At 65.6% G+C, this 26545-nt stretch carries 27 protein-coding genes; 19 read left to right on the top strand and 8 right to left on the bottom strand.

The window, feature by feature from the left end:
- The first annotated feature begins 34 nt into the window (after positions 1-34).
- The 3 genes from IGS68_RS34475 to IGS68_RS34465 are packed head-to-tail and all read left to right on the top strand — an operon-like array spanning position 35 to position 3517.
- Positions 35-1687 carry a Mu transposase C-terminal domain-containing protein gene (locus tag IGS68_RS34475; RefSeq protein WP_201083637.1) on the top strand — a complete coding sequence of 551 codons (1653 nt, stop codon included), beginning with the start codon at positions 35-37 and terminating at the stop codon, positions 1685-1687.
- Positions 1626-2552, top strand: coding sequence for a TniB family NTP-binding protein (locus IGS68_RS34470; protein WP_371822008.1), 927 nt, complete (start codon positions 1626-1628; stop codon positions 2550-2552). The genes IGS68_RS34475 and IGS68_RS34470 overlap by 62 nt, the downstream gene beginning before the upstream one ends.
- Entirely contained in the window at positions 2549-3517 is a 969-nt protein-coding gene (locus IGS68_RS34465; protein WP_201083633.1) for a TniQ family protein, read from the top strand. The genes IGS68_RS34470 and IGS68_RS34465 overlap by 4 nt, the downstream gene beginning before the upstream one ends.
- A gap of 5 nt (positions 3518-3522) precedes the next feature.
- On the opposite strand, the gene IGS68_RS34460 is transcribed toward IGS68_RS34465, so the two are convergent.
- Together IGS68_RS34460 and IGS68_RS34455 are read right to left on the bottom strand one after the other, a co-directional pair.
- Positions 3523-4734: an ISAzo13 family transposase gene (locus IGS68_RS34460; RefSeq protein WP_201083775.1), complete on the bottom strand. Its 1212-nt coding sequence runs from the start codon at positions 4732-4734 to the stop codon at positions 3523-3525.
- Positions 4735-4751: 17 nt separating this feature from the next.
- The gene (locus IGS68_RS34455) at positions 4752-5708 is read right to left on the bottom strand and encodes a recombinase family protein (protein ID WP_201083774.1); all 957 of its coding nucleotides are present in this window, start codon (positions 5706-5708) and stop codon (positions 4752-4754) included.
- Between the two features lie 933 nt (positions 5709-6641).
- Between IGS68_RS34455 and IGS68_RS34450 the strand changes: the two genes are divergently transcribed.
- Both IGS68_RS34450 and IGS68_RS34445 read left to right on the top strand, forming a co-directional pair.
- Positions 6642-7835, top strand: coding sequence for a hypothetical protein (locus IGS68_RS34450; protein WP_201083629.1), 1194 nt, complete (start codon positions 6642-6644; stop codon positions 7833-7835).
- Positions 7836-8017: 182 nt separating this feature from the next.
- Positions 8018-8191 carry a hypothetical protein gene (locus tag IGS68_RS34445; protein WP_201083627.1) on the top strand — a complete coding sequence of 58 codons (174 nt, stop codon included), beginning with the start codon at positions 8018-8020 and terminating at the stop codon, positions 8189-8191.
- A gap of 83 nt (positions 8192-8274) precedes the next feature.
- Here the strand turns inward: IGS68_RS34445 and IGS68_RS34440 are convergent, their stop codons facing one another.
- On the bottom strand, positions 8275-8796 hold the full coding sequence (locus tag IGS68_RS34440; RefSeq protein ID WP_201083624.1) for a MarR family winged helix-turn-helix transcriptional regulator: 522 nt from the start codon (positions 8794-8796) through the stop codon (positions 8275-8277).
- Positions 8797-8960: 164 nt separating this feature from the next.
- On the opposite strand from IGS68_RS34440, the gene IGS68_RS34435 reads away from it, so the two are divergent.
- Together IGS68_RS34435 and IGS68_RS34430 are read left to right on the top strand one after the other, a co-directional pair.
- Complete coding sequence (locus tag IGS68_RS34435) at positions 8961-10055, top strand: IS630 family transposase (RefSeq protein ID WP_201083622.1); 1095 nt, start codon at positions 8961-8963, stop codon at positions 10053-10055.
- A 21-nt stretch (positions 10056-10076) separates the two neighbouring features.
- A complete protein-coding gene (locus IGS68_RS34430) occupies positions 10077-10604 on the top strand; it encodes a DUF417 family protein (protein WP_201083619.1) in 528 nt (175 codons plus the stop codon).
- Positions 10605-10710: 106 nt separating this feature from the next.
- On the opposite strand, the gene IGS68_RS34425 is transcribed toward IGS68_RS34430, so the two are convergent.
- Positions 10711-11874 (bottom strand): PEP-CTERM sorting domain-containing protein, encoded by a 1164-nt coding sequence (locus IGS68_RS34425; protein WP_201083617.1) that lies wholly within the window; start codon positions 11872-11874, stop codon positions 10711-10713.
- Between the two features lie 475 nt (positions 11875-12349).
- Here IGS68_RS34425 and IGS68_RS34420 point away from each other — a divergent pair, with 475 nt between their 5' ends.
- Positions 12350-13363: a calcium-binding protein gene (locus IGS68_RS34420; RefSeq protein WP_201083614.1), complete on the top strand. Its 1014-nt coding sequence runs from the start codon at positions 12350-12352 to the stop codon at positions 13361-13363.
- 117 nt (positions 13364-13480) lie between these two features.
- Here the strand turns inward: IGS68_RS34420 and IGS68_RS34415 are convergent, their stop codons facing one another.
- The 3 genes from IGS68_RS34415 to IGS68_RS34405 all read right to left on the bottom strand — a co-directional run bounded on the left by IGS68_RS34415 (position 13481) and on the right by IGS68_RS34405 (position 14746).
- Positions 13481-13759, bottom strand: a complete 279-nt coding sequence (locus IGS68_RS34415) for an HU family DNA-binding protein (protein ID WP_201083611.1) — start codon at positions 13757-13759, stop codon at positions 13481-13483.
- Between the two features lie 209 nt (positions 13760-13968).
- Positions 13969-14379, bottom strand: a complete 411-nt coding sequence (locus tag IGS68_RS34410) for a hypothetical protein (protein WP_201083609.1) — start codon at positions 14377-14379, stop codon at positions 13969-13971.
- 85 nt (positions 14380-14464) lie between these two features.
- Positions 14465-14746, bottom strand: coding sequence for a DUF4167 domain-containing protein (locus IGS68_RS34405; RefSeq protein ID WP_201083606.1), 282 nt, complete (start codon positions 14744-14746; stop codon positions 14465-14467).
- 215 nt (positions 14747-14961) lie between these two features.
- On the opposite strand from IGS68_RS34405, the gene IGS68_RS34400 reads away from it, so the two are divergent.
- Positions 14962-15912: an Rpn family recombination-promoting nuclease/putative transposase gene (locus IGS68_RS34400; RefSeq protein ID WP_201083603.1), complete on the top strand. Its 951-nt coding sequence runs from the start codon at positions 14962-14964 to the stop codon at positions 15910-15912.
- 76 nt (positions 15913-15988) lie between these two features.
- Here the strand turns inward: IGS68_RS34400 and IGS68_RS34395 are convergent, their stop codons facing one another.
- Positions 15989-16315, bottom strand: a complete 327-nt coding sequence (locus IGS68_RS34395) for a hypothetical protein (protein WP_201083600.1) — start codon at positions 16313-16315, stop codon at positions 15989-15991.
- Between the two features lie 766 nt (positions 16316-17081).
- Between IGS68_RS34395 and IGS68_RS34390 the strand changes: the two genes are divergently transcribed.
- Genes IGS68_RS34390 through IGS68_RS34345 form a run of 10 tightly spaced genes read left to right on the top strand, consistent with a single transcriptional unit; the run spans position 17082 to position 26538 of the window.
- Entirely contained in the window at positions 17082-17912 is an 831-nt protein-coding gene (locus tag IGS68_RS34390) for a relaxase/mobilization nuclease domain-containing protein (RefSeq protein WP_201083597.1), read from the top strand.
- Positions 17909-18184, top strand: a complete 276-nt coding sequence (locus IGS68_RS34385; RefSeq protein ID WP_201083594.1) for a hypothetical protein — start codon at positions 17909-17911, stop codon at positions 18182-18184. Before IGS68_RS34390 ends, IGS68_RS34385 begins: the two co-directional genes overlap by 4 nt.
- Complete coding sequence (locus tag IGS68_RS34380; RefSeq protein ID WP_201083593.1) at positions 18160-19764, top strand: type IV secretory system conjugative DNA transfer family protein; 1605 nt, start codon at positions 18160-18162, stop codon at positions 19762-19764. Before IGS68_RS34385 ends, IGS68_RS34380 begins: the two co-directional genes overlap by 25 nt.
- 4 nt (positions 19765-19768) lie before the next feature.
- A complete protein-coding gene (locus IGS68_RS34375; RefSeq protein ID WP_201083591.1) occupies positions 19769-20182 on the top strand; it encodes an ATP-binding protein in 414 nt (137 codons plus the stop codon).
- Entirely contained in the window at positions 20179-21258 is a 1080-nt protein-coding gene (locus tag IGS68_RS34370) for an ATPase, T2SS/T4P/T4SS family (protein ID WP_201083589.1), read from the top strand. The genes IGS68_RS34375 and IGS68_RS34370 overlap by 4 nt, the downstream gene beginning before the upstream one ends.
- Positions 21255-21557 carry a hypothetical protein gene (locus tag IGS68_RS34365; RefSeq protein ID WP_201083585.1) on the top strand — a complete coding sequence of 101 codons (303 nt, stop codon included), beginning with the start codon at positions 21255-21257 and terminating at the stop codon, positions 21555-21557. Before IGS68_RS34370 ends, IGS68_RS34365 begins: the two co-directional genes overlap by 4 nt.
- A complete protein-coding gene (locus IGS68_RS34360; RefSeq protein ID WP_201083584.1) occupies positions 21557-21862 on the top strand; it encodes a hypothetical protein in 306 nt (101 codons plus the stop codon). Before IGS68_RS34365 ends, IGS68_RS34360 begins: the two co-directional genes overlap by 1 nt.
- A 1-nt stretch (position 21863) precedes the next feature.
- Positions 21864-24317: a hypothetical protein gene (locus IGS68_RS34355; protein WP_201083583.1), complete on the top strand. Its 2454-nt coding sequence runs from the start codon at positions 21864-21866 to the stop codon at positions 24315-24317.
- On the top strand, positions 24314-24595 hold the full coding sequence (locus IGS68_RS34350; RefSeq protein WP_201083582.1) for a hypothetical protein: 282 nt from the start codon (positions 24314-24316) through the stop codon (positions 24593-24595). Before IGS68_RS34355 ends, IGS68_RS34350 begins: the two co-directional genes overlap by 4 nt.
- Positions 24595-26538 (top strand): right-handed parallel beta-helix repeat-containing protein, encoded by a 1944-nt coding sequence (locus IGS68_RS34345; RefSeq protein ID WP_201083580.1) that lies wholly within the window; start codon positions 24595-24597, stop codon positions 26536-26538. Before IGS68_RS34350 ends, IGS68_RS34345 begins: the two co-directional genes overlap by 1 nt.
- Positions 26539-26545: the final 7 nt, after the last annotated feature.

Here is a 26545-nt window from a genome sequence, read left to right as displayed (position 1 = left end):
GTTCACTCCTGCTGGACAGATCCGGTGAGACGACGTGAAGCACCCGCCCGCCCCGGACCAAGCCGATGACGACCACTGGGCGGTGGCGCGAGCACGGGAAGCTGTCCTGCGGCGTCTCATCCAACAGGCCGAAAGGTCCGGCCCGAGCATCGAGCTGGCGTCCGCCGCGGCTGAGGAATTGGCGATCAGCCTCGGCTACCTGTATCGCCTGCTGCGTGTCTACAGGGCGGATCCGCGGACGCGGTCACTCCTGCCCCGTCGTCCGGGTCCAAGCCCAGGCGGCCGACATCTTGACCCGCAGGTCGAAGCGATCGTCGCCGACGAAATCCAGAACAACTATCTGCAGCAACTGCGCCCAAGCAAGGCCAAGCTCACCCGCGACATCCAGGCGCGCTGCCACGCCGCCGCGCTCCCCGCTCCCGACCGAGAGACCGTCACCAAGCGCCTGGCGAGCATCAGCCGCCGCGAGAGCACACGGCGGCGGCACGGCCCCAAAGCAGCCGCCGACGCCTTTGATCCGGTGCTGGGCGCCTGTCGGGCGGAGCGGCCGCTGGAATTGCTGCAGGTCGACCACACGCCGGCCGACGTTATCGCCGTCGAGCCGGAGACGCTGGAGCCTATCGGGCGCCCCTTCATCACGCTCGCCATCGACGTCTGCTCGCGGATGTATGCAGGCTTCCATCTCACCTTCGATCCTCCCTCGGCCACAAGTGTCGCCTGTTGCCTGCTGCACGCCGTCATGGACAAGGGAGCGTGGCTGGAGGACCGGAAGCTGCCAGCTGCTTGGCCGGTCTGCGGCCTGCCCGAGACCATCCATGTCGACAACGGCAAGGAATTCCACTCGCGCGCCTTTACCCGTGCCTGCGAGGATTACGGTATCGCCGTTCGGCACAGGCCGGTGCGGCGGCCGCACTTCGGCGGCCATGTCGAGCGGCGTCTCGGCCATCTCTCGCAGGAGCTGCACCTCCTGGACGGCTCGACCTTCTCCAATATCCAGGAGCGCGGCGCCTACGACGCCGAGGGCAACGCCTGCCTCACCATCACCGAGATCGAGTGGATGGTGGCGAGCATCATTCTCGAACACAACGCCAGCTTCCACAGCGCGATCGCCACGGCACCAATCGCCCGATGGCGGGAACTGACTGCCGGCGCGACCCCGCGCTTGCCGCCCGACCTGCGGGAGTTCCATTACGACTTCCTGCCCTGGCAGGAGCGGACGGTGCAGCGCGACGGCATCCACATGTTTGGAATCCGCTACTGGCATGACGCCCTGCTGCCGCTGCTGCACGACCGCCGAAAGGTCATGGTGCACTATGACCCGGCCAACCTGGCCCAGGTGCATGTCCGCGGGGCAGCCGGCGGCTATCTTCAAGTCGCGTACCGCAATCTGCGCCGTCCCGCCATTTCGCTGTGGGAGCACCGCGCCGCGGTCCGCGTCTTGCGGCGGCAGGGCCGTGCCGGCGTGGATGAGGGGATGGTGTTCGACATGATCCTCGCCCGGCGCAAAACGCTGGAGGAAGCGCGCGGCCGCAGTCGGAAAGCGAGACTGGCACTCGCTCGCAGTGGTGCGCGGCCGATGCGCGATCTGCTGTTCCCTGCCATCGGGTGCTCCGCGCCGGACGCCGATGTGGATGAGGATGCACCGCTCCTGCTGCCGTACTACGAGGCGGATTCTGGCGATGGCTGATGGCTACGGGCATCTGACGCCGGAGGCACACGATACGGCCCGGCTTCCGGACGTTGAGCGGATTGCGTGGATGCGACGGCGGTGGTTCATGGAATACCCACGCTGTCGGCAGGTGCTTGATCTCATGGAGGAGCAACTGGCCGGGGCCGGAGCCGTCGCTGCCCCTAACCTGCTGGTCTGGGGAGACCCCGGCCAAGGCAAGACCACGATCCTGCACCGGCATCTGCGGCAGCATCCTATCGTGGCCGACCTGGCGGCCGGCATCCGCCGGACACCGGTCGTCGCTGTGGAGATGCCCCCGGTCTGCGACGTGCGCTGGTTCTACGAGGCCCTGTTGGCTGCGATCGGGACGCCGCCGGCCGCGACCAGATCGCCGGTTCCACGCCTGGCAGACCGGGTGATCCAGCTTTACCGCATGATCGGCGTCCGGCAGATCCTGGTGGACGAGGCGCATAACATGCTGCTGGGCTCGGTGCGGCAGCAGCGGACGATGCTGGCCGTGATCCGGCATCTCTCCAATACGCTTCAAGTCCCACTGGCCTTGTTCGGCACGCGCGATGCCCGCGAGGCGCTGTTCCATGACCGCCAGCTGGCGCGCCGGTTCCGCTCGGTCGAGCTGCCGTGCTGGGACCCAGGACCGGAGTTCGACACGTTGGTTGGCAGCGTGCTGCGGTGGCTGCCCCTGCGCCGCCCCTCGGTGATGACCGTGCGCGCGGTCAAGGCGCTGGCCACCCACGGCGACGGCGTCGCCGCCACTGTGTTCGGCACCTTGGCGGAGCTGGGCATCCACGCAATCCGCTCCGGCGAGGAGCGCATCACCGCCGCGGATGTCCTGCAGCATTGCCAGGCTCCGGCGCCATCGTGAAGGCAGATCCGGCCGAGGACCGCGACGCACCTGGTCCCTGGCCGGTCGTTCCGCCGCCTCTGCCAGGAGAGATCCTGACGAGTTGGCTGCAGCGCATGGCCAGCGTCTATGGCTTGGTGATTGTGGAGCTTCTCGGACGTCACCACCGTCTGACCGGTGGGTGGCCGCTCGCCGGTGCCGCGCCACAGGCAGATGATCTGGCATGGTTGTCGGACAAAACAGGCTATTCGTTTGAGACGATCCGAGCCATGACGCCGGTGTCGCTGGTGCCGGTACTGCTGGACGGTTTCGCCTTTCCGCAAGCCAATCTTGCACACTGCATCGACCGGTTCGGGCTGCTGACAAGGCTCGGGCGGCCGGGTGCGCGCAAGGAGACTGCGCCCTGGATCGACACGCAATGGATCGGTCAATGGGGCTGCGTCGGGTGCCTCGAAGAGGATCCGCTCCCCTATCGGCGGTTCATCTGGGATCTCCCCTGGATGCTCACCTGCCCCCGGCATGGCACCTTCCTGCGCCGGGTCCTTGTCTGGCCGGGGCGCGGCTGGATGCCGACCGCGCCGGCAATCGCCCGGGGCCGCCCCGACGCCTCGCTTGTGCGGCTGGACACCTTGACCCTGGAGGCGGTCACGCGCGGCTCCGTCGCCTTGACGCATACCATGATCGAGGGCGGAACCTGGGTCCGGCTGCTGCGCGCCGCCCTGGAGGAGGTGTGCCGCTTCGCCCAGGACACCTCGGCGTTGGGAAACCGGGTTGCCGATCTCTGGACCGAGGCCGGGTTCCGCCAGCCCTGGGGAGCCGTGCGGGAACTTCCCTATGAGTTCCTGAGCCATGCCCATAAGGTGCAAGTGATGTTGGTCGCGGCGCTTGCCATCGATTATGCGCAATCGCTCGTCACGGATTGGATGGAAGGTCCGATGGCTCTGATGCTGACACCGGGGGCGGACTTAGGAGACGCGCATAAATAACTGGATCAGTTATGAGGTATGTGGCGCGGCGCGATGGTGTAGTTCCATTCCGGATGAAAGCCGTCGCGCTCAATGTTGAGGGTGGCCATTTCAGCGGCGGTGACCTTGACACCCTTCTGGTAAGTGTTGGTGTCCAGTTCGCACTCGACCGTCAGGCCGGTCGTTGTGGTGGTAGCGGCGATCAGTTCGATCACGGCCAGGCGGCTGGTCAAGGGATGGCCACGCCAGTTTTGCGTGATATGGCAGAAAAGGCGATGCTCGATCCTGTTCCACTTCGAGGTTCCGGGCGGGAAGTGGCACACCGAGATCGTCAGCCCGGTCTGGTCGGCCAGGTCCTGAAGCTCACGCTTCCACAGCCGCACGCGAGCTCCATTGGAGCCGCCGCAGTCGGCCGTGATCATCAGCCGGGAGGCCGCGGGATAGAGGTCGCGACCTTTGTTGTCGAACCAGGAGCGGATGGCGTTGACCGCGAACTCGGCGGTGTCGCTGGTCACGCCGAGGCTGACCCAGCCGCTGTTGTCGGCCAGATCGTAGACGCCGTAGGGCACGACCTTGCCGAGGTCCTTGTTCTCGAAGTCATGAACTTCGGTCCGCCGTGGCTGGCCTTCGGGGCGGTACTCGGTGCCCTTGTTGGTGTAGTTACCGACCAGCTCCTTCTTCTTGGTGTCGACCGAGATCACCGGCTGATCCTCGGCCTGAAAGGCCAGGACCCGGGCATTGATGTGCTCGAACTGAGCGTCACGGTCGGCATGCTGGCGTCCATCATTGGCCTTGCGATTGGCCCGGCGGCCATAGCCGAGCTGGTGCAACAGCTTGCGCACCGTATTCGGGCTGACCGCGTGACCCATCTTCTGCAGTGCTTTGGCCAGCTTGACGTGGCTCTTGGAGACCCACAGCAGCGGTCTCATCGGGTCTCCGAGCGTGACCGGCTCGACCAGGCGACGCAGGTCCTCCAGCAGCGTTGGATCCTTGGCTGTCAGGCGCCGCCGCCCGCTCCCGGCCCGGCGGACACGCCCGCCGGGCGGCGCTGGCTGGTCAAGATCCTTCAGCCCCCGCTCGACGGTGCCGCGCGCCAGACCGGTTGCCCGCGACACGGCCACCACCCCACCGCGTCCCGCAGACCTTGCCTCAGCCGCCGCAAACAGGCGTCGTCCACGCTCGTCCAACTGGTCCCGGATCGCCTCGTACCGCTCTCGTATCGCATGCTCATCAATCATGCCGCCCGATATGGCAATCACCAGCGAAGATCATAGCCTACACCGGAAACATCACACCAATATGTCTTAATTATTCCTGCGCGTCTCCTTACGGCCAGCAACCCTTGAGCACGGGCGCGATCCAGCAGGCTTTTGACCGACCCAGCCGCCCAGGTGCGGCCACCCCGCGGCGTGGTCTCGCGCATCGCCTCCAACTGGGCCCCAATGGCGCGCAGCGACAGCTTCGGATTCGCCCGGGCGATGCCGGCGACCAGCACCATAAGCCGATCGTCGCCGCGGACCGACGGCACCTTGTCCAACAGCATCCGCTCCGCCAGTCCTTCCGCGACGAAGGTGCGCACGGCGCGGCGCAGGCGCTCGACCGTCCAGTGGCGGGCGGGCGGCAGCTTGGCGTTCACGGCACGAGTCACCGCTGCCCAGGAGCGCACCGGCCGCAGCCGCCGTACGGTGGGCAACCACTCCTCGGCCGTGCGGGTCAAGTCCAGCAGATACAGCTGCCGCTGCCGGTCGGCCAGACGCCGCGCCGCTGCATTGTCGCCCCGTTTGAGCTTGGGGTTACCCCCGACCCTGCCCCGCGCCTTGGCCGCCTTAAGCCCGGCCCGTGTCCGCTCGCGGATGAGCGAGCGCTCGTACTCCGCTACGGCGCCCAGCATCTGGAGCACCAGCGTCCCGTGCGGGCTGGCGGTATCGATCGGGCTGGTCAGGCAGCGGAAGTGAGAGCCGCGGTCGCGCAGATCCTCGATCACCTCCAGCAGGTGCGACAGGGAGCGGCCAAGCCGGTCCAGCTTCCAGATAACCAGCGTGTCGCCGCGACCAATACGGGCTAGGGCTCGCGCCAGCTCCGGCCGGGCGCGGGAGGCGCCGGAAGCCTTCTCCTCGAAGACTTCCGTGCAGCCGGCGGCGCGCAGCGCGTCCATTTGGGCGGCAGTGGTCTGCTCGTCGGTCGAAACGCGGGCATAGCCGATGAGCGCCATAGTGTTTCCCCAAGCCGTAAGAGTGTCGTCCACCCCCTTTGTAAAGTTCAGGAACACGGAAGGAAACGGTCGTTTCGTTACACGCCACTTTCTTTACACCCCGCGTGCAGGGGGACGTTCTGACGATGCGGGCACGCACGGCTTCTGATGGGGAAGAGAGGATGACGTGAGCGGAGACCGGCGGCGAAACGGGCCAGCGAGCGCTGTACGGAACCGTCCAGCAGTTCCAGCGATCCACCCCGCAAATCGGCTGGGTTTAGCCAATAAAGTGCAGGAAACAGGCCGAATCCACTGAACCGCCCAGCAGCGACACTGTAGGTCAGAGCCGCAGGCGGCGTCTTCAACCATTTTACCAAACTCGCAGCTGCCAACAAATGGCCGTTTGGTGAAATACCTAAGCGTCACGGCGGTGGTGATGCCCGGTGTGCCCCTGCTGCCGGTGGGGACTGGCCGATCGGGACGAGATGAACCGCGAGGGCGTTTCGGCGTCATGATGCGGCGGGATGTCGGGCAACAGTCAGGTCCCTGGACGGGCTACGTCCTCAAGCTTCCTTTTTGGAAAAAGGCTTGTTTTTCAACAGCGTGCGGTGATGCCCCGCGTCCGGGTGGCGGGCTTTTCGCATGAACGGCTCAAAACATTTAGCATGATCCGGTCTGCAAAACAGGGCCTGACAGGGTGCCCAACCGCGCAGAATCCGGCTTTTCTCACGAACTGACCGACAACGACATTGGCCGCCACGTCGTCATGTCCGATAATTGAACATTATCGGACATGACGACGTGGCAGACGGAAATCAGCGGACTATCAAGTTAAATGCGGTTACGGTAGAATTTCTTGTCTACTCAATTGATATGACAAGGAAGTTCTTATACAAGGACGCTGCCCGATTCCCGGAGCCGTGCCGGATCCCGGTCGATGAGGAGAGAGCAGGAATGGCCGAACTGTTCGTCGCGGGCCCGGTCGCCGGGGCGCTCGAAGCCGCCGCCACCGCCGTCGGCCGCCTAGACGCCGCCCTGGCCGACACCCCGCTGCGGCCGGCCTGGGCCGTCTGGAGCGGCCTCGACGCCGCGTGTCGCCACGCCGGGGCGGACGGCCACAAGGTCGATCCCTACCGCCTGGCCGCCCACCTGCACGGCCTGCCGCTCCGGACCGATCCCGCCGCGCCGCCGATCGACCGCGGCCGGGAGATCACCGGGCTGAACCACGCGGTCGGCCTGCGGGGGTGGCTGGCGGCGCCCGATGCCGGGCAGGCGGCCCTGCGCGACGCCGCCCTGGACAGCCTGCGCGCCAGCGGCCGCGACCGGCCGGCCCTGGTCGCCGCCGCGCTGGGCATGCTGGAGTGGCTGGCCGGGCAGGGCAGCCGGCCGGCAATCCGCGCCGCCGTGCCGCTGTACCTGCGTGAGCGCGGGACCACCATCCACCTGCTGGCCGCCGTCACCGGGGGCGACGCGCTGCGGGCGGGTGCCGCCGATCCCGACGGGTTCACGGTGCGCTTCCTCGAGGCGGTCCTGCGCGAGGCCGCCGACGGCCGTGACCTGCTGCTGACGATGGAGCGGGAGTGGCGCGAGGCCCGCAACCGGGTCGACCGGCGCGCCGGCGGCCGGTCCAACTCCCGGCTGCCGGCGGCGGTCGACCTGCTGGCCGCCTCGCCGCTGCTCAGCGTCTCGGCCCTGGCCGACGCGCTGGGCTGCTCGGTCGAGGGCGCGTCGCGGATGCTGGACGCGCTGGTCGGGCTCGAGGTCGCCGCCGAGGTGACCGGCCGGGCCGGGCGGGGCGCACGCCGGCTCTACGGCCTCAAGCGCCTGCTGCCGATCCGCGCCGAGACCACCGCCGCCCGGCGCCGGGCCCGGGGCGGACCGCGGGGCCGGCCCAGGCGGGTGCTGACCCCGCCGTTCGCGGAACTGGCGACCGACCCCGCGGAAGTCGCGGTGCGGCCGGACGCGGATCCGGTCGAACCCGCGCGGCTGGCGCCGGTGAGCTTCGACTTCGACGCCCTGGACCGGCTGGTCGCGGCGGCCGACGAGCGGACCCGCGGGGTACGCCGCCTGCTCGACCGCATCGCCCGGGGCGAGAAGCCGTTCCCGCCCGGTGATGGAGCCGACGGACCAGCACCTGACGAACCCTGATTGGGGAGCCGGTTCACGCCGACATCCCAGATCCGGATCTGGCACCAGACCAGCTCCCACAAGCCTGGCCCGGCATGCAGCGTTGTCCACCCGGTCCGAACTCGCGGCGCTCGCGAAAGGCGCGGGAAACGCCAGTGATCAGAAGCGCGGGAAACAAGGTGCTTCGCGCCTGTTGTCTACGGATGGAGACGCGTCTCATTCCCTATGTCCTCAACGAAATCCTGGCCATGGTCGGCCTCGCCGAGACCGGCGGCCACCCCGCTCTGCTCCTGCACGTGTCCACGCAGCTCCGGGAACTGGGGGTAGGCATGGAAATCGCCGCGATGGATCTGAGCGACACTGACCGCGAGCGATAGAGACGACTCACCACCTGTCCAACAGTCGCCGGGACAGAACAGGTTCTCGCAGAGGGTAGAGAAAAGATCTCGCCCCGGAAATTTCAGCCGATCGCGTTGGGGGGCCCCAATGCGCTGGCGGCGGGGCAGTCCGCGCACACGCTCTCGTCGCAGAGCCGGCAGACCGAGTAGGCCTGGTCCTCGGTCCCAACGAGTCCGCGCAGCAGCTTCTCGGTCAGCATGCCCAGAGTGGCGCGTTCGTCCGCATCAAGCAAATCGAGCACCTTCGTGAGGCTGTGCAGCCGCGCGCCCCGAATGTTCGCGCAGGTCCTTCGGCCCGCTTCGGTCAAGTGAAGTGCGACGGCACGACGGTCGCGATCAGAGACTTCCCGGACCACGGCCCCATCCGCCACCAGGCGGTCGACCAGACGAACCGCACCGGGATGCGACAGACCGAGTGCGCGCCGCAGCCGGTCGATCGACATGCCCGGATCGTGGGCAAGCAGCGATATGGCGGCCGCGGCGGGTCCCGGCTCCGGCGCCGCGGCCTGGGCTTCGCGGAGCAGGGTGTCGACGACGGCCAGGGCGAGTGCACCGACGATGTTGGCAGTTCTGTCATTGGTCATGCGTCAAAATTATATGCGCAACGCATAGACATCAATCCCCCATTCCTGTTATATGCTTCACGCATATAAATGCATGGAGGGACCTATTGTCCCGCTTCAGAAATAACTATACATGATTCTGGTGCCGTGATTCACTTTCCCAATACCGGATTTGGGAGGTTGGCATGGCCTGGGGAGCCGCGGTTCACATTAACCTGAACGAGGCAGAGCGGAACGAACTGGAGGCGCGGGCGCGCCGCCGGAAGACCGCCCGGGCGGATGCGATACGGGCGCAGATTGTTCTGCTTTCGGCGGAGGGTCTGAGCAACGTTGCCATTGCCGACCGGCTCAACATCACCCGCCTGACGGTGGCGACATGGCGCAAGCGTTTTGCCGAGCGGCGGCTGGACGGCTTGGCGGAGGAACCCCGTCCGGGCGCGCCGCGGAAGATCGGCGACAACAAGGTCGCCGAGGTGGTGACGACGACCTTGGAGGCACTGCCGCCCACCGCCACTCACTGGAGCACGCGCTCGCTGGCCAGGGCTTCCGGCCTGTCGGCCTCCAGCGTGCATCGCATCTGGCGGGCTTTCTCCCTGCAACCCCACCGCAGCGAGACCTTCAAGCTCTCTACCGACCCGCTGTTCGTCGAAAAGGTCAGAGACATCGTCGGCCTTTACTTGGCCCCGCCGGAGCGTGCGCTGGTGCTGTGCGTGGATGAAAAGACGCAGATCCAGGCCCTTGACCGAACCCAGCCACTGCTTCCTCTGCGCCCAGGGCAGATCGAGCGGCGCACTCACGACTACGAACGCCACGGCACCACGTCCTTGTTCGCCGCGCTGGACGTGAAAGCAGGGACAGTGATTGGCCGGTGCATGCCGCGTCATCGGGCAGCGGAGTTCCGCAAGTTCCTGGACGAGGTCGAGCGTAACGTGCCGGCCGACCTGGACATCCACGTCGTGATGGACAACGCCTCCTCCCACAAGACCAAGCTGATCCGCGACTGGTTCGCCAAGCGGCCGCGCTGGCATGTCCATTTCACTCCGACCTCGGCATCCTGGATCAATCAGGTCGAGCGCTTCTTCGGGCTCCTCACCGACCAGCAGATCCGGCGCGGCGTGCACCGCTCAACCGAGGCCTTGGAGGCGGCGATCACCGCCTACATCGACGACCGTAATGCTGATCCCAAGCCCTTTCGGTGGACAAAGTCCGCCGACGACATTCTTGCCTGTATCGAACGGTTCTGCCGCCGAACCATCAATGTTCAGACCAAATGTGATTAGAAACTTCTGAAACGGGACACTATGTCGAACAATCCCGCTTACTCCGCCGCTGGCGTGGCCGCCTTTCTCTCTCGGACGGAACTGCCCAGCCGCCTCACGGTCACCGGCCGGGGCGTGGCCCTCGCCGGTGTCGTCCTGCCGCTCTTCCTGATCGGCATCCTGAAGTTCACCCAGGTCGAGATCGACGCGCTCAAGCCGCTCATCGGCGGGACACCCTGGCTTGCCTGGCTCTACCCCGTCTTCGGCGAGGCGGGCGCGGCGTACCTGCTCGGCGTCGTCGAACTCGTCACCGCGGCGCTGTTCACTGCCTCGCCCTGGTCGGCGCGCGCGGGTGTCGTTGCCGGGGCACTCGGCACACTGACCTTTGCCGTCACCGTCTCCACCATGTTGGCGTTGCCGATCTGGGAAGGCCCCCTGGGCGGCTTTCCGTGGCTTAACGCCACCGGCCAGTTCCTGATCAAGGATGTGGCGCTCCTGGGTGTCAGCCTTCTCGTGCTGGGTGAAAGCCTTGCCCGCCTTGATGCAGAGTCGCGGTCCGGCTTGAGCTGATCGTGTATCGAGCAGCGTAACCGGCGCCGGTCGGTTCAGAAGTCTTCCGGCGCCGGAGAGGTTCTTCCCCATCTGTTGGAAAATGGTGGGTTTCGGACAGGCTGTGTCACCTTTGGATCGTGCGATAATCGTATTGGCGCCTACGATGCCGCGCCAAGCCCAATCCAATGCCTCCGACGGCGATCAGTACCAGCGTTCCCGGTTCCGGGACCTCCGCGACCGTGACCGGCGTCAGCAGGAAGGCACGGCCTTGGCCACTGGGATTGATGCCGAAACCAGTGATCTGCCCGGCGTCGTTGATCCCTTCTCCACTCTGGAGGGTCCATCCCGATCCCGGAGGGATCAGGTCGTTCAGGTCGACCAAGCCCGTGCCATCCCACAGGAAAGCACGGTCGACGCTGTCCGCAGTAGTGCTTTGTCCCGTCACCTGGCCGCTGTTGTTGATGCCCCGGCCGGCGTTGAAGACCCCTTCGGCGAGGGCGCCTAAGTCCTGCATGCCGGTGGTTGGGTCCCACAGGAACGCATTGAAGACGCCTACACCGGTGCCGCTGCCTCCCGTCACCTGGCCTCTATCGTTGATATCATCGCCGAAGCTGTTCGCCCGGCCAGTCGGTCCCGCGAGCGTGCCAAGATCCTGCATACCGGTCAGCGGGTCCCATAGGAACGCATGGTTGCCGGTTTCCCCAATGGTGCTGCTTCCCGTCACTTGGCCGCTGTCGTTGATGCCGGAGCCGATGCTGATGCCGGGAAACTCCTCGCTTAACGCGCCGATGCTCCGCATGCCGGTTTCCGGGTCCCACACGAACGCATTGACGATGCTCGGGCCGAAGTTGCTGGCTCCTGTCACCTGGCCGCTGTTGTTGATGTCGGCACCATCGCTTATCTCATTCTCGCCGCCGCCGCCTGTACCGAGGTCCCGCATGCCGGTGGCACTGTCCCACAGGAACGCACGTTGGCTATCGTCTGCGTTGGTGCTGAACCCTGTGACTTGCCCGTTGTCGTTGATGCCAAAGGCTTGGCTGACGCCGCCGTTTCCGGCAAGTGACCCGAGGTCCCGCATGCCGGTCTCCGAGTCCCACAGGAACGCACGGGGGCCCGTAGAGGTCCCGCTGGTCCCTGTCACCTGGCCGTTATTGTTGATATCGAAACCGCCGCTGCCTCTACCGCCGGGGAGCGTGCCGAGATCGGTGATGGTGTAGTTTGGGACGGCGAGTGCCGGGACAGGAGCGAGAACAATGGAACCTAGAAGGAACAGGTGCCCCAGGTGCATGAACAGCCTCCGTGCAGGTATATGGCCTATTTTTACGGTTTTATTATGTGAAACTTAGAAAGTGCAGCTCAGTATGGTGGAGGAAGCGCATGGCGGGGTGCGCGCCGTAGGGCACTGTGCTTGAGGATAACGCCGTAGCGGTCTCTAGTCCAAAATCGATCAAGTGAGCCTCTGAACAGCCTATCGGAAAACGGCCGGTTTCATACAGCAAAAGCTCGGAAAATACAATGCATTGAAAATAATAGAATACTTCGGATCGTGGCTGCTAATTCAACCGACAATCGATATCGCCCTTTAGCGAAATAATGCGCGTAAAATTTATCACTATTTCTGTATTGTTGTCCTTCGTGCTTATGTTACCACGCAACAGTATCTCTTTCGATACTATCTCATTGATTCTGTTAACTTATACTTCAGGTGGTATAAATCTGTACTCACATCTAATAACAGATCACCAAGGGCAGGATTTAGTTCAATGGCAACTTACAATGGCACTTCTGCCGCTAACACGTGGAGCGGCACCTCTAGTGCCGACAACGCAAAGGGCAATGGGGGCAACGACACCCTGCGCGGCCAAGGCGGCAATGACATCCTGGACGGCGGAACCGGAGACGACGGACTGTACGGCGGCACCGGGAACGACACCCTCACGGGCGGTGATGGGATCGACGCCCTGTGGGGCGAAGCGGGAGACGACACCCTGCGCGGCGGTAACGGCGCTGACTACATCGTCGGCGGCGACGGCGCCGACGGTCTCTACGGGGACAACGGCAATGACCGCCTGCGCGGTGACAAGGGTGTGGATGCCCTGTTCGGCGGCGCCAATGACGATGATCTGTGGGGCGGCGACGGTAACGACTATCTGGACGGCGGCATCGGCAACGATCTGCTACGCGGTGACTTAGGAGCCGACCGGCTGCGTGGCGGGGACGGCAATGATACCCTCTATGTGGACGGCCTGGACGACGCCCAGGGCGGGGTCGGCAACGACACTTTCAACTTCACCGCCATCTCCTGGACTGCGCAGGACGCCGTGGAGCCTCCCAGCACCGGCATCCTGGACGGCGGCGCCGGGCGCGACATCCTGAATGTCGATGTCCGCGGCGCGTTCGGCCAGGATCAGGCAGGACAGATCTACCTGAGCGCAACCAGCAACTCCAGCCAGTGGGGCGGCAGCCTCGGCGTCGTGGGAGATCATGTTGAGCCCAGCGGCTACTGGTGGTCCAGCGTGTGGGGCTTCGAGGAATTGAACATCGTCTCGGGCGCCAATTCCGCCTACGTCTCCGCGAGCGGCAACATGACCGTCCGGGGCGGCGACGGGCATGACTACCTGGAGGGCTGGGTGGGCAACCAGACCATGACTGGAGGATACGGCCGCGACGACTTCCAGTTCGCCCACCGCGTCGATGTCGACCAAGGCTATGACGTCATCCTCGACTTCAACAAGGAGACGGCATCGGTCAGCGGGGCCGCGGCCCCGCTGACGTGACGGTCCCGCGATGGTAGTGCCGGACGACGCCTGCCAGTACTCGGCGCGGGCCTGGACACGATCCATGGAGATCCTTACCCTATCCCCGGCTGCTCCGGAGGGGCTGTGCCCGCCCGGTCAGCCGCCGTTGAGCGCGTCCTTGACCGCCTTGCCGGCGGTGAACCTGGCGGCCCGGGACGCCGCGATGGTGATCTGCGCGCCGGTCTGGGGATTGCGGCCCTGGCGCTCCGCGCGCTCGGAGATCGCGAAGCTGCCGAAACCGGCGATGCGCACCTCGTCGCCCCGCTTCAGCGCGTCGGTGACCGTGGCGACCAGCGCCTCGACGGCTTTTCCGGCATCCGCCTTGGTCAGGCCGGCGCGCTCCGCGACGGCGGCGATCAGTTCCGCCTGGTTCATGACTGCAAATCCCCCTCGAATAGGCTGCCCCCATCGGCAGGTCCTTTCCCCTTGCCACTGGCTCGGCCGGGTGACAAGGCAAACGCGCTCGCCGGCCCGCATCCATGATGCGAATTCACGGGTGGGGTTGCACCCGGGCTACACTCGCCACAGCCGGCGCCCCGGAATGGAGCGTGCGCCGGGCGGGGGATCCGGGCGACCCGACGGCATCAGGAAGCGGAAGTCTTCGGCCTGTTGTCCGGATCGGCGGACAGGCGGCCCGCCTGGAAATCGTCATAGGTCCGGTCCAGGGCGATGCGGACCTGCTCCCTCAGCTCGGGCGTGGCGGCGATATCCCGGGCGGTCCAGTCGGCCAGCCCGGCGATCCGGTCCGTGAACGCCAGCGCCACCGCCCACGCCCGGATCCGGGTGACTATGGCCAGCCCGGAGGGCAGGTGGGTCACCGCCCAGCTCCGGGATCCAGGCTCGCCGTCGGCGCGCTCGTCGATGCCGAACGGCGACCGCACGATGCCCTCGACTTCGAGCCGGCCGGCGGCGGTGATGATATTGTAGGATCCGGCACGCCAGTCGGCCGTCTCCGGTCCCTGCACGTCCCGCCCGTCCTGTCCGCCCGGTGTCATGTCAGAAGGCCCACAGGGTTTGTGAGAAAGAAGCGGGGTCCGCGCCCTTGGGCCGGTCTTGCGCCGGCAGCGCTCCGGCCGCGCCTCAGTCGGCAAGGATCCCGCCATCGACCGCCGCCGGGGCATCGCTCCCGGTTCGCCGGTCGGCCATCGCCGTGCGGTACCAGTGCTCGGCATGCTGAAGGTTATGCTGCGCCGCGACCTCGTCGCCGGCGGTCCTGGCCAGCTGGGCAAGCTCCAGGTAGCGGGCGTGCTTCGCCAGGGCACTGCCGCCGCCGCCCGTACGACCGCCGCCGTGTTGGGATGGCTTGCGGCCAGCCGGGAACCTGTTCCGGGATCTTGATCGGTGCTGATCAGGTGGCGTCACTCACACCCTCGTCGTCTACGCATGAAATTGAAAGAGGTACGCTCCGAACCGAAGGCATATCACGTGTCTGTGGAAAGAGCCACGAAGCGGGTACGGGAACGAGGGTCAGGTCCATGATGCCTCACCGGCACTGTGGGACCGGTGAGAAATCCGGCTGGCGTGGCTGGTGCCGGCGCGGCATGATCCGACCTCCGACACTCAGGAGCCGCCCGTCCGTGCCCAATCTCCCGGTCACCCACGATGCCTTCTTCCGGGCGCTGATGGACGAGCCCGGCGTGGCCGCGGCCGTGCTGCGCGAACACCTGCCGGCCGAGGTGGCGGCACTGCTGGCGCCGGAGGCGCCGGAGCTGCTCGATGCCCACTTCGTCGCGGCCCACCTGCGCCACAGCCAGGCCGACCGGCTCTACCGGGCTCGGACCCTGGACGGCGGCGAGCTCTACATCTACGTGCTGCTGGAGCACAAGAGCGCGCCGGACCCGGAGGTCGGGGTCCAGCTGCTGGGCTACCTGGCCGAGATCTGGCGCCGGCTGGACCGGCAACGGCTGGAGCAGGGCGGGGTGGCCGGCAGCGAGCGCCCGCCGATCGTGCCGCTGGTGATCTACCATGGTGCCCGGGAGTGGACCGTGCCGCTGTCGTTCGGCGAGACGGTGGCAGCATGTCCGGCATTGCGGCTCTATCTGCCAGACTTCCGCTACGCCCTGCTCGACCTCGGACGGGTGCCGGACGAGCGGCTGTCCGACCAGCGGGTGGCGCGCGGCGGGCTGCGGGTGCTGAAGTACAGCCATCGGCCCGACGGGCAGGGGGCGGCGGTGCTGGCGGCGGTCGACGATCTGCTGGGTAGCGGAATCCTGGTCAGTGCGTTCATATATATCAACTGGGCGTACGATGCGGTCGACCGGCGGGCGATCGAGGGGGCGCTGGCCCGGGCGCCGGATGAGCAGAGGGAGGCGGTGATGTCGGTCATGGCGCAGGAACGCAAACAGGGACGCATCGAGGGCAAAGCCGAGACCCTGCTCCGGCTGCTCGAGCGACGCTTCCACGGTGTTCCGGAGCTTTACCGTGCCCGGTTATTGGCGGCTGATGCGGACCAGCTGGATACCTGGATCGATGCGGTGCTTGAGGCCGACAGTGTCGATGCCGTCTTCGGCAGACCGACAGCGCACTGATCCTCTCAACCGGAACTGCTCCCGTCCCGGTTTGACCCGGTTTGAGGCGCATGTCTGCCCGGATCCGGATCATCCGTCAGCGTCCTGCCTGCCCTCTATATTCACAACCCGCTACCGCGCGGGCCGTGTTGTCCGGCGCAGTACTGGTCCGCCTGCGAGAGGCGTCGGCTTCACCCGCCCGTTCGCCGAGGGCGCGTCCAGCTAACCGGGCAACACAGGTAACAAACGTGGTTGGCTTGCTGAAACTGACGAGTATCGGCCCCACCCAAAACCATGCCTGTTCAGCGTAATCAGGATTATGATCCTTGTCGTCGGCAGCTTTCTGCCTGTCGGTGCTGTTCATCTGACGCAGGACCGGCATCATCAGATGGGCAAGGTCGATTACATCAATCAACACATGCAAGGCCTCCGAGCTGTAAGCTCTACGGATTCACCGGCCCAACAATCCCAACTTCGAGCCTTTTCTACATACCACGCTACATAGTATGGCTGAAGCTTGAACAGGGTCCGTCGGCTGGCAATCTGCCCCAGTGATATCGATAGACATGCTGATGTGAATGACCCTGCCTATAGATGTGAGAGTTCAGCACAATGCGGTAATGTTAATTATACTCAGTATCGACTGCTGGTAATGTTAAATCCGCAAGGTGCTCCAGAGAAACGCCGGCAAGTTCTCCTGCAAGCGACGTCGAGCAACTCTCTCCAAATCGTAAAACGCCGGACAGCCACAGCGGCCGCAGCGTACATCATCGCTCCGGCAAATCCGACACGCGGGACCTCAGCCATTCTGACGGAAGTTTCCCGCTACTCATAATTGTCCATGAGTTCGGCGTCGGGAGCTCAGTGGCCCCTCTCGCAGTGGAGGGCGCTTCCTGCGACGAGACAGCTCTTCCGGCCCTGGATTACCGATCGCACAGCCATAGGCGCCCTGTGACATCTTTAGGCCCTCTGGTCGAAAGGGGACCGGGCAACGCCGGATCAGGGGTGCGAAGCGGGGGTGCAAGATAACTCCCTACGGGAGCCATGATAAACCTTTGATCTTCTACGCAATCCTGCGCCGGATCTGCTGCTCCGGACATCCGGAGATGTTCCGGGTCGTGCTCCGGTCTGTACCGGGCTTCGTTCTGCCGTGAAATTGGGATATGATGTATATCATTCTCGGGGAGGGAGTGAATGGACGGGATCGGATCGAGGAGGCGGCGCCGGTTGCCGAGGCGCCGCTGATGCGAGCTCCGGTGACGCTGGGCCGCCCGGCCGGGCTGCAACTACGACCTGTGCGCCATCACAAGACGCCAGAGGCCCAGGCGGTGCGCCGGGTGCCGATGCCGGCGACGGGCGTCACGGTGCGCGGTCGGTGGACCGTCAAGCCTGGGCGGTTCGCGCAGCGGGTCATGGTCAAGGTGAAGTACCGGGCGGCGCACAACGGGCAGCCCGCGTTCAAACGGTCGCTTCGGGACAACATCAGGTACATCACCCGCGAGGGCGAACTGAAGGGGATCGACCAAGACGGCAATCCGGCGACCCGGGATGAGATGTTTGCCCAGGTCCATGGCTGGGGCGAGGACAACAGGTACTACAAATTCATCCTCTCCCCGGAGGAAGGACACCGGCTCGACCTGGAGGCCTACACCCGCGAGGTCATGGGCAAGGTGGAAAAGGATCTGCTGACCGAGGACGAACAGCGGCGCGGCGTGAAGCTCGAATGGATGGCCGTCCAGCACTGGGACACCGACCATCCGCACACTCACGTGGTGATGCGGGCCAGGGTGGAAGACAGGAATTTACGCCTGTCGAGTGGGTACGTCTCGCATGGCCTCCGGGCCAGGGCGAGGGAGGTTGCGACCCAGCATCTGGGATACCGGGCAGAGCGCGGAGTCGACCCGGACGCGAAGTGCAAGGCGGTCCAGGAGCGCCGGCAGCAGATGGGGCTGGACCCGAACACCGGCGTGCCGGTCCGCCAGGCCGGGCGGTCGCACGGCCGAGAGGGAGGGCTGGAGTGATCCGCGAATGGTGGGTCTGGGCGCAGGTCGCCCAGCATGAATGGTGGTTCGTTCCGGCCGGGCTGGGGCTGCTGGTCGGCATGGTCGGTCTCGTCGTGGTCGTGAAGATCGCCGCCACCCGGATCACCAGCCGGCTGCTCAATCCGCGAATGCGGGGCACGGAGGACCAGGTCGAGGCGGCCTGGGCAACCGAGGCCGACCTGGTGCAGTTCGGGCTGATCAAACCGATGAAGAGGGGAATCTCGAGATGGATTTCGAGAACCGGCCGGTGATAGCCGACCCTGGCGGGATCACCGTCGGAGCGACGGCAGACGGGCGCCTGCTGATTGACCGGCACCAGATGCATGTTCGGGTTACCGGTCCGACAGGGTCGGGCAAGACCGCCTCGTTCTTCCTGCCGACGCTGATGCGGACCTGGCGGGGCAGCGCCATCGTGCATGACCGCAAGGGTGACTTTTGGCTGCTGCTCCAGGGTTCCAGCCGGTGGCGGCATAACCTGCTGTTCGCGCCGACCCTGCCGGACAGCGTCAGGTACAATCCCATGGCCCGCGTCGGAACTGGAGTGGATCAGATCGCCGGGTTCCAGAACCTCGCTGCCCTGCTCCCGCATACCGACACGAGCCAGGCAAAAGAGCCGATCTGGGACGAGAACGCCAAGGCGCTCGCCACGGCCGAGATGATGTTCCTGGCCAACTTCGGCGACCCGAAGGAACGGAACCTGGGCGGCTTGCGGCGCTTCCACGCCACCGGCCGGGAGGGCGGCGACCGGATGATGCGCCAGCAGCACCCGAACCCGATCCTCCGCGAGGAGATCGCCAGTGCGGCCCGGAAGATCTGGCAGAACAACAACGAACGCTACGTCGGTAGCATCCTGGCAACGATAGATAGCTATCTGAACGTCTACGCCGACCCGTGCGTCGACTCTGCAACATCGTCGTGCGAGTTCTCGCCGGAAGACCTGATGTGCGGGCCGAACCCGGTGCTGCTGAACCTGCATCTGCCGCCGGAGCACTCGGCCAGGCTGGCGCCGCTGGTCCGCATGATGACGTCACAGATCCTGAACGCGATCATGGGGCACCAGGACAGGATCGGTGCCCGGTGGAAGCGTCACTGCATGCTTTTCGCGCTTGACGAGTTCAACCGGTTCGGCAAGGTCGACGCCATCGAGGGCGCCATGGCCGACATGCGCTCCTACCACTGCCGGGCCATGCTGGGCGCCCAGTCCGACGGCGTTCTGGCGGTGATCTACGGCGAGAAGTCGCTGATCTTCAACAATAGCCGGCTGGTCGCCCTGCGCCCGTTCGACAGCGGCGAGGCCGAGAAGCTGTCGAAGGCGATCGGTTTCGTCGAGGTCACCGCAGAGTCCGACAACGCCAGTTACGGCGCCGGCGGCGAGCGCCGGGGCGCCGGGCTGACACGGTCCCGGGTGCGCAAGCCGATCCTGCCGACCGAGGCGGTGTTGCGGCTGTCGGAGGACGACGTCCTGGTCTGCGGCTACACCAAGCCGATCAAAGTCAGCCGGCCGCCGCTGAGCAGCTGGCGCTCGCTGGTCAACCCAGCGCCAAGGTCCTGGTTACCGCTAGACGTCGAGTTCCTGCCGGTGCGCGACGACAAGGGTGCCTTCCTGGATCTGCCGCTCGAGGTGGGTGCCCGAAACCTGTGGGACGCCATTTGCTTCGAGGAACCGTCGGTACGGGGTCCAGCACCTGAGCCCGGGAAGGCCGAGGAGAAGAAGAACAAGAGGTTCAAGGCCAAGGTGCCGGTGAAGCCGGCGGCAAAACCAGACCCCGTGCCCGAGCCCATCCAGACACCAACCCCGATACCGGCCGACGATGTTCCGCTGATGATGTGAGGTGATGATGGACACGAATGTACTCGCGACGGCGGCAGAGCGCCGGGCACGACGCCCGAGGGGCAACCGCTACGTCGGCCGGAAGGCCCGGGAGGTGCTGTTCGCCGAGGAGCAGGACGCCTGGATCGAGGCGCAGATGCAAGGCAAGTGGTCGCGCAACGCCATCGTCGAGCAGTGCATCAACATCGCCATGGGCAAGGTTGACGCGGCTGCCGATCAGTCGGACGCGGTCGCCGCCACCCTGGTCGAGATGCGCGGACAGATCGACCGCATGGCTCACCAGATCCGCACCCTGCTGGCAATCGCCAACTTCGAGACACGGCTGCGCTACCTGCCGCCGGAGCAGCATCCCGTCACCCAGGCCGATCACGTGCGCCAGGTGCAGGATCTCGTCCAGAAAATGGAGGCGGCAAAATGATCCCGCTTTCCGATCGTGAGCGGGGCGAGGCCGAACGCCTGCTGAACAATGCTCTGGGCGCCGAAATCCAGACCCTGGCAGCGCAGGCCGGTACCGAGGACATCGCCATCAACCCGGATGGTCGAGCCTTCGTCTATGGCTCCGTCGGCAAGCGCCGGCTTGAGACCCAGTTTGATGCTGACCGGCGCCAGCAGATCGTGACCCTGGCCGCGCGCTTCGCCGGCATCGTGGCCGAGGGCAGGGGACGGTTGAGCTTCGCCGCCGATCTTCCCGGGCAGATCCGGTTCCAGGGCGGCATCCCGCCCCGAGCCGTGGGTGGCCCTTATGTGGTTCTCCGCTTCCTGCCCAGGACCATCCGGTCTTTTGGGGACTACGTCGCCGACGGCGTGGCGCCGATCGCGGGTCGCGAGGTCCACTTCGCCCAAGAGGAGACCGACACGATCGGCCAGGGCCTGCCGACCATGGACTGCATCGCCGCGGCCTTGGCGAACAAGCTGACAGTCGCGGTGTTCGGCGAGACCGGCAGCGGCAAGACCAGTCTCCTGACCAGCATGGCCAATCATCCGGCGGTGCAGCCGGATCGTCTGGTCACGCTGGAGGATACGCCGGAGATGCAGTTTCCGTGCGTGGCCGACGTGCTGCGCCTGTCCAGCATCGGCCTGGACATGGCGGATCTTCTGAAGGATGCGCTGCGCTGCCGGCCTGACCGCATCATCCTCGGCGAAGCCCGCGATGGCGTGCTCTGGGTTTTCATCATGGCCCAGTACACCGGCCATACCGGCGGGTTGGTGACATTGCACGCAAGCAACCCGGCCGATTTCTTTGACCGCATCGAGCAGATGGTGGCGCAGGCCGGCATCGACCCGGTGCCGCAGCGTCGCGTGCTGATGAAGACCCTGCAGCGCATCATTTGGATTAGGCGCCGGGCGGGTGGTGGCCGCGACATCGTCGGGGTGTTCCGGCCCGGTGGCTGCGATGAAACCACAGGTTACAGACTGACCCGTGTTGATGTCCCCCATCAACTCAATACAGGCTATAATATATCCGGCAATTCTTCTTCGGAGTTGATCCAATGAAGACGAACCAGTCCCTTTCCGCCGCCATCGTCCTGGGCCTGACTGCTTTCGCCGGCCCTGCCCTGGCGCAGATCCCTGCCAACGGCATCGAGACGTTCACCCAGGACATCTGGGACTTCATGATCCAGAACGTCGGGTTGATGATTGTCGGCCTGGCCATCATCGGCGCCCTGCTCGGTGCCATGGTCGGAGATCCCGGCCGCGGCATCGGCAAGGCCATCGTCGGTGCCGCGATCGGCGCCTTCATCGGTGGCGTGCCGCTGCTGGCCGAATACGTCCTGGGCCTCGGCGGGGCCTGATGGCGTCGCTGGATTACGGCATCGAGATCCGACGGAGTGGACAGCATCCTTACATGCCGGGGAGCTGCCGACTCTCGACGGTCCTGGTAATCGCCCTGTGGTGGATCTGCGGGACGGTTTTCACGATGTATGCCGTCACCCCCAGCGGCCGGAACATCATCTCCGTGATCGTCGTGCTGTGCCTGGGCACGGGCGCGATGTGGTACGGCGGCGTCATGCTGGCCAAGGACAATCCCTTCTATCAGGAAAACCTCTTGCGCTTTGCCGTGCGCGCTCTGCGCCGTCGCACTGACTTGGAGACCTGACATGACAAGGAAGCGTTACCTGCGCGACGAGGTGCCCTGGCTGACCATGCTGCCGCATGCGGGTCGGCCGCGCGTCGTGGCGTGCAGCCAGTTCGGCTGGCTGATGGCCATGGCACTGGCACCACCGGACCTGTCCACGGCCAGCGATGAGCAGCGTTTGCGCCATGCTGCCCGGTTCGCGGTGGCCTTGCAGACCCTGGGCGGTGGAAAGTGGATCTGGGTCGAGGAGCGGCGTGGTCCGCTCCCTGGTATCCAGGTTCAGACGACGGAGAACCGAGCGGCCCGCCTCTACGGTATCGACCGGACCGCGGTGCATGGCGACGGCACTCACTTCGGCAGCCGGCATTATGTTTCCGTACGGCACAATCCACCGGCCGGGCTGGCGGTGAGGCTGCGTAATGCCCTGCTGTTGCCGGAGCCGGGCGAGACCCGGGGCGATTACGGCCCGATGTTCGACGACTACGTCCGGTCGGTGGACCGGATGGCCGCACTCCTGCGCTTCGTGGGGGCGGAGGTTCTGGAAGGCGATGACCTAGCCACGTACCTGCGGTCGACCATCTCCGTCAACGACAGGCCGATCTCGATCGATCCTTACGAGTTCCTGGCGCCGCAGCTGATCGACAGCCCCCTGACCGGCGGTCGCCCGCTGTGGCTGGGTCATGAGCACAACCGCCTCAACGTGCGGTCCGTCCAGATCAACACCTATCCGCGGAGCATAGAAGCCGGCGCCCTGGACTTCGGTAACGACACGTTCAACGGCCTGTCCGAGCTGGGCTACCGCATCCGTCGGGTTAAGCGTATCCGGACCCAGTCCAAGGCCGAGTCCGTGCGTGAGCTGGAGTGGCTGGTCCGCAAGGCGGCGCTGACCCAGGAAAGCATGCTGCTCCAGGTGATGCGCCAGTTCCAGAAGGATGCGTTGAGCCCGCTGAACAACAAGGCTGCGACCGTCACCCTGGAGGAAACCGACGCCATGCTGCTGGAGTTGCAGCGGGGCGGCGTGCTCCGGTGCCAGACCACGGACAACGTCCTGGTCTACCACGAGGACCGGGGCGAGGCGAAGACGCAGGCCGGCAAGATTGAGGAATTCCTGCTCGACCACGGGTTCGGGGTCGAGATCAACGACCTGACGACTCACGACTGCGTCCTGGGGGCGATCCCCGGCAAGACCGACGTCGACTTCGTGCGACCCGGCGTCAACCTGCTGGCCGCCGCGGTCACCGCGCCGCTGACCAAGGCCTGGGCCGGAGATCTAGGGTCAACCAAGAGTCCGATCCTCCTCCATGGCCGGACCAGCTCGACCAGCCGGTTCGCGTTGTCGCTGCACATCGACGGGGCCACCCGGCACTGCTTCCTGTGCGGCGGCACGGGCGGCGGCAAAACATCAGGTCTCAATGCCCTGGGCCTCGGGCACATCACCGCCGTCCCCGGTGGTCGTGTCATGCGGGTCGAGTCCGGCCGCTCCGGCTATGTCGCGGCCAAGCTGGTTGGTGGGGTGACCTTCAACATCGGCGAGCAGGGTTGCGGCGTGCAGCCTTACCGCCAGATCGACAAGCCTACCGACAGAGCCTGGGCGCATTCCTGGACGCTGGCGCGCATCCGCCAGCAGATCGGCGCCGCGGCCGACAACTCCGACATCTCCCAGGCAGTCGACGCTGCGCTCCGGATCATGGCGCGGATGCCACCGGACGACCGGACCATGACAACGTTCTGCCTGAACGTGCCGTCGGAGGACGCGGCCAAGGCGATGCGGATCTACACTCACGACGGTCCGCTCGGCTACATCTTCGATGCCGTTGACAATCGCAGTTACGAGGCCGACTGGATCAACTTTGAACTTTCAGCCATCACGGACGACGACGAGGCCGTGGCGGCGCCGGCCCTGATCTCCTACCTGTGGCGGCACATCATGCGGCTGTCCAGCTCGCGCCGGCCGCTGATGCTCCAGCTCGACGAGGCCAGTGCCTATGTCGCGGGCGGGTTCGTGAAGGGGCTTGGCTGGGGTCTCCGGACATACCGCAAGCTCAAGACCCAGGTTGTCTTCGCCACCCAGTCGGTCCTCGACCTGTCCAGGTCGGACATCTCGCACATCATCCTCAATTCGTGCCCGACCCAAATCTACGTGCAGGACACCGCGGTGACCACCACCGAGGGTCTGCAGGTCCTGGGAGAGCTGAAACTGAGCCAGCACGATGCCGAGGTGATCGCTGGCATGGCGCAGGCCGGTGAATACTTCGTCCACCGGCCCGGCGTCGGGAAAGCGGTGGTGACCTTCGACCTCGGCTCCCCGATCGCCTCGGCCATGGTGCTCCAGACCGACGATCACCATTACCAGCACGCCCGCCAGGTCGAGCGCCGGGGCGGCGACTTCCTGACCAGTTGGATGGCAGAGCACGGCGTCGACGTCGGTCCGCTCCTGGGCGATGAACCCGAAACCATACTGAGGGCCGCAGAATGAACGGGTATCCCGCCGAGATCCTGAAACGGTCCATGGTTTACCTGCTTCCCGGGTTGGCCATCGGCGTCGCCGGCTCCCTGGCCCTTCTCGGCATCGGGGTCCTGATCCTGACCGAAGGGGTGCCGCTGGTCAGGTGGTTAACCGCCGACCTGCCCCAGCCGTGGCGGTCATTGACGCTGCTGGTGAGCCTCGGTGGAGCGCTGATCGCGGTGGGCTATGCGGGGCGGGCAATTATGGGATCTCTCATATCCTGTATACGGCACAAAGGAGAGGTGTGATGTGGCGAGGAGTTTTCGCGGGGATGTTGCTTGCGGGAACGGTGCTCGGCACACCGGCGCTGGCTGCCACGATCGAGGTCAGGCCGGGAGACAACCTGGAGGCCAAGATCCGTTCGGCCAGGGCGGGCGACACCGTCGCCGTCTACAGCGGCACCTATAACGGCAGCCTGGACCTGAGCAACCTGCACGGCGATCCGGGCGCACCCATTCGAATCTTCTCTGTCGACGGCAAAGGTGCCGCGGTGATCCGGGGCAGCCGCAACCAGGCCGCCGTGCAGGCCAACCGCATCACCAACGTGGAGATCGACGGTTTCCACGTGATCGCCGACGCACCAAGCGGCGGTGACGTCGGCGGCTTCAAGCTGTGGGGGTCTTACGGGAACATCGGTAACCTCAAGGTCACCAACAACCTGATTACCGGCGAAGGGCAGGACGGCTTCAAACTGTTCAACATGAGCCCGACCGACCAGCAGTCCGTCCTGGTGGCCGGCAATACGATCGACGGCCACTGGCGCCAGGAGGCCATCGACAACGTCTCGGTCAGGAACGTCCGATACGAAGGGAATACGATCAAAGGCAAGGCCGGATTCGCAGGCATCACCTGGAAGGCCGGCAGCGACGGCGTGCAGCTGGTGAACAACACCATCGACATTGATGCCGACACGGCGGTGTCGGTCGGTGGCTACGGTAACAGCCGGCTGAATCGGATGGACCAGTTCCCCGACGAGTTCCAGGATAACGAGGCGGAGAACAGCGTCGTCACCGGCAACGACATCCGGGGCGACGTGCGGGTGGTCTCGGCCGAGAACAACCGCATCGAGGGCAACAACATCAGCGGTGGTATCAGCAACGGCCAGAACAGCCATATGCCGGGCTCGATCACCAGCCGGAACAACACCATCGAAAACAACCGGGTGGCCGGCGGCACCGGAGCCTCGGCCTGGGACGGCAGCACGGATAGCCAGTTTGAACGCAACGTCGACGGCTTGGCGGACAACTTCTACAACACGGACGACCAGTTCTGGCGGGCGGTGGAACGGGGCGAGGCCGGTGCTGTGCGCCGGCTGAACGACCTGGTCTCCGGCGGCATCATCGTGCGTGAGGGCAACCGGATCATCAACCGGGCCACTGGCCAGGTGACCAGCGCGGTCAACAACACCATCGGCGACGCCGTCGATACCGTGCTGCAGCCGATCGAGGACTACGTCGACAGCGCTGTCGAGACCGTGAAGTGCAACATCGGCGGCGCGATGATCGGCGGCGCCGCATCGGTGGTCAGCGGGATTTTCTCGGGCGGTCGGGCGACGCTGACGGCGCAGATCGCCCAGCAGATGACCGCGATTGCCGGCAACCTGTGCCTGGGCAAGCAACTCGCCGCCCAGCAGCGCCAGCTCGCCGAACAGCGAAAGATGACGCAGAGGCTTGGTGCCAGTGCCGCAGCCGGTGCCTCGACCGTCGAAGAGGCAGCCCGGCGTCAGCTGGGCAGCATTGATCCCGATCTCTATGGAGTCGATGCTGATGGTGTGATGCAGGAACGCTACCAGGAGGGCATGCCCGAAAGCTGGACCTTCGAGGATGCCGGACTGCACATGGACGAGGTCCGCACCAGGACCAGCGACGCCACGCGCGAGGCTGCCCGCACCCAGGCAGCGGCCCAGGCCAGCATCGATGCTGCTCTCGACATGTCTGACGAGGTCCTGGGGCTGAGTCAGGGAGCAGTCGGCCAGACTCAGGCTATCCAGGCGCAGACCCAGATGCTGCGCACCCAGATCGCTGTTGATGCCGCCAGGCAGGCCGGTGATGCGGCGATGGCGACGGCGATGCTCCGGACGACCGAGGAGCAGCGCGTCCAGGAGATCATCGCGGACCAGAAGGTCCGGCGCCTCTATGGGCCGGGATCCCTTGAGCCCCGCACTCCTACCGGTCGCGCTCTTTTCCAGTGAGGTGACG

The organism is Skermanella sp. TT6, assembly GCF_016653635.2.
Lineage (GTDB): Bacteria > Pseudomonadota > Alphaproteobacteria > Azospirillales > Azospirillaceae > Skermanella > Skermanella cutis.
Note: the sequence above shows the minus strand (reverse complement) of the source record. Positions and strands in the feature narration are given on the sequence as shown.

Coding starts and splice junctions, on each gene's coding strand:
- IGS68_RS34470 (WP_371822008.1), top strand. CDS start 1,626: ATGTGGATGAGGATGCACCGCTCCTGCTGCCGTACTACGAGGCGGATT.
- IGS68_RS34460 (WP_201083775.1), bottom strand. CDS start 4,734: ATGATTGATGAGCATGCGATACGAGAGCGGTACGAGGCGATCCGGGAC.
- IGS68_RS34455 (WP_201083774.1), bottom strand. CDS start 5,708: ATGGCGCTCATCGGCTATGCCCGCGTTTCGACCGACGAGCAGACCACT.
- IGS68_RS34450 (WP_201083629.1), top strand. CDS start 6,642: ATGGCCGAACTGTTCGTCGCGGGCCCGGTCGCCGGGGCGCTCGAAGCC.
- IGS68_RS34445 (WP_201083627.1), top strand. CDS start 8,018: ATGGAGACGCGTCTCATTCCCTATGTCCTCAACGAAATCCTGGCCATG.
- IGS68_RS34440 (WP_201083624.1), bottom strand. CDS start 8,796: ATGACCAATGACAGAACTGCCAACATCGTCGGTGCACTCGCCCTGGCC.
- IGS68_RS34435 (WP_201083622.1), top strand. CDS start 8,961: ATGGCCTGGGGAGCCGCGGTTCACATTAACCTGAACGAGGCAGAGCGG.
- IGS68_RS34430 (WP_201083619.1), top strand. CDS start 10,077: ATGTCGAACAATCCCGCTTACTCCGCCGCTGGCGTGGCCGCCTTTCTC.
- IGS68_RS34425 (WP_201083617.1), bottom strand. CDS start 11,874: ATGCACCTGGGGCACCTGTTCCTTCTAGGTTCCATTGTTCTCGCTCCT.
- IGS68_RS34420 (WP_201083614.1), top strand. CDS start 12,350: ATGGCAACTTACAATGGCACTTCTGCCGCTAACACGTGGAGCGGCACC.
- IGS68_RS34415 (WP_201083611.1), bottom strand. CDS start 13,759: ATGAACCAGGCGGAACTGATCGCCGCCGTCGCGGAGCGCGCCGGCCTG.
- IGS68_RS34410 (WP_201083609.1), bottom strand. CDS start 14,379: ATGACACCGGGCGGACAGGACGGGCGGGACGTGCAGGGACCGGAGACG.
- IGS68_RS34380 (WP_201083593.1), top strand. CDS start 18,160: ATGGATTTCGAGAACCGGCCGGTGATAGCCGACCCTGGCGGGATCACC.
- IGS68_RS34375 (WP_201083591.1), top strand. CDS start 19,769: ATGATGGACACGAATGTACTCGCGACGGCGGCAGAGCGCCGGGCACGA.
- IGS68_RS34370 (WP_201083589.1), top strand. CDS start 20,179: ATGATCCCGCTTTCCGATCGTGAGCGGGGCGAGGCCGAACGCCTGCTG.
- IGS68_RS34365 (WP_201083585.1), top strand. CDS start 21,255: ATGAAGACGAACCAGTCCCTTTCCGCCGCCATCGTCCTGGGCCTGACT.
- IGS68_RS34360 (WP_201083584.1), top strand. CDS start 21,557: ATGGCGTCGCTGGATTACGGCATCGAGATCCGACGGAGTGGACAGCAT.
- IGS68_RS34355 (WP_201083583.1), top strand. CDS start 21,864: ATGACAAGGAAGCGTTACCTGCGCGACGAGGTGCCCTGGCTGACCATG.
- IGS68_RS34350 (WP_201083582.1), top strand. CDS start 24,314: ATGAACGGGTATCCCGCCGAGATCCTGAAACGGTCCATGGTTTACCTG.
- IGS68_RS34345 (WP_201083580.1), top strand. CDS start 24,595: ATGTGGCGAGGAGTTTTCGCGGGGATGTTGCTTGCGGGAACGGTGCTC.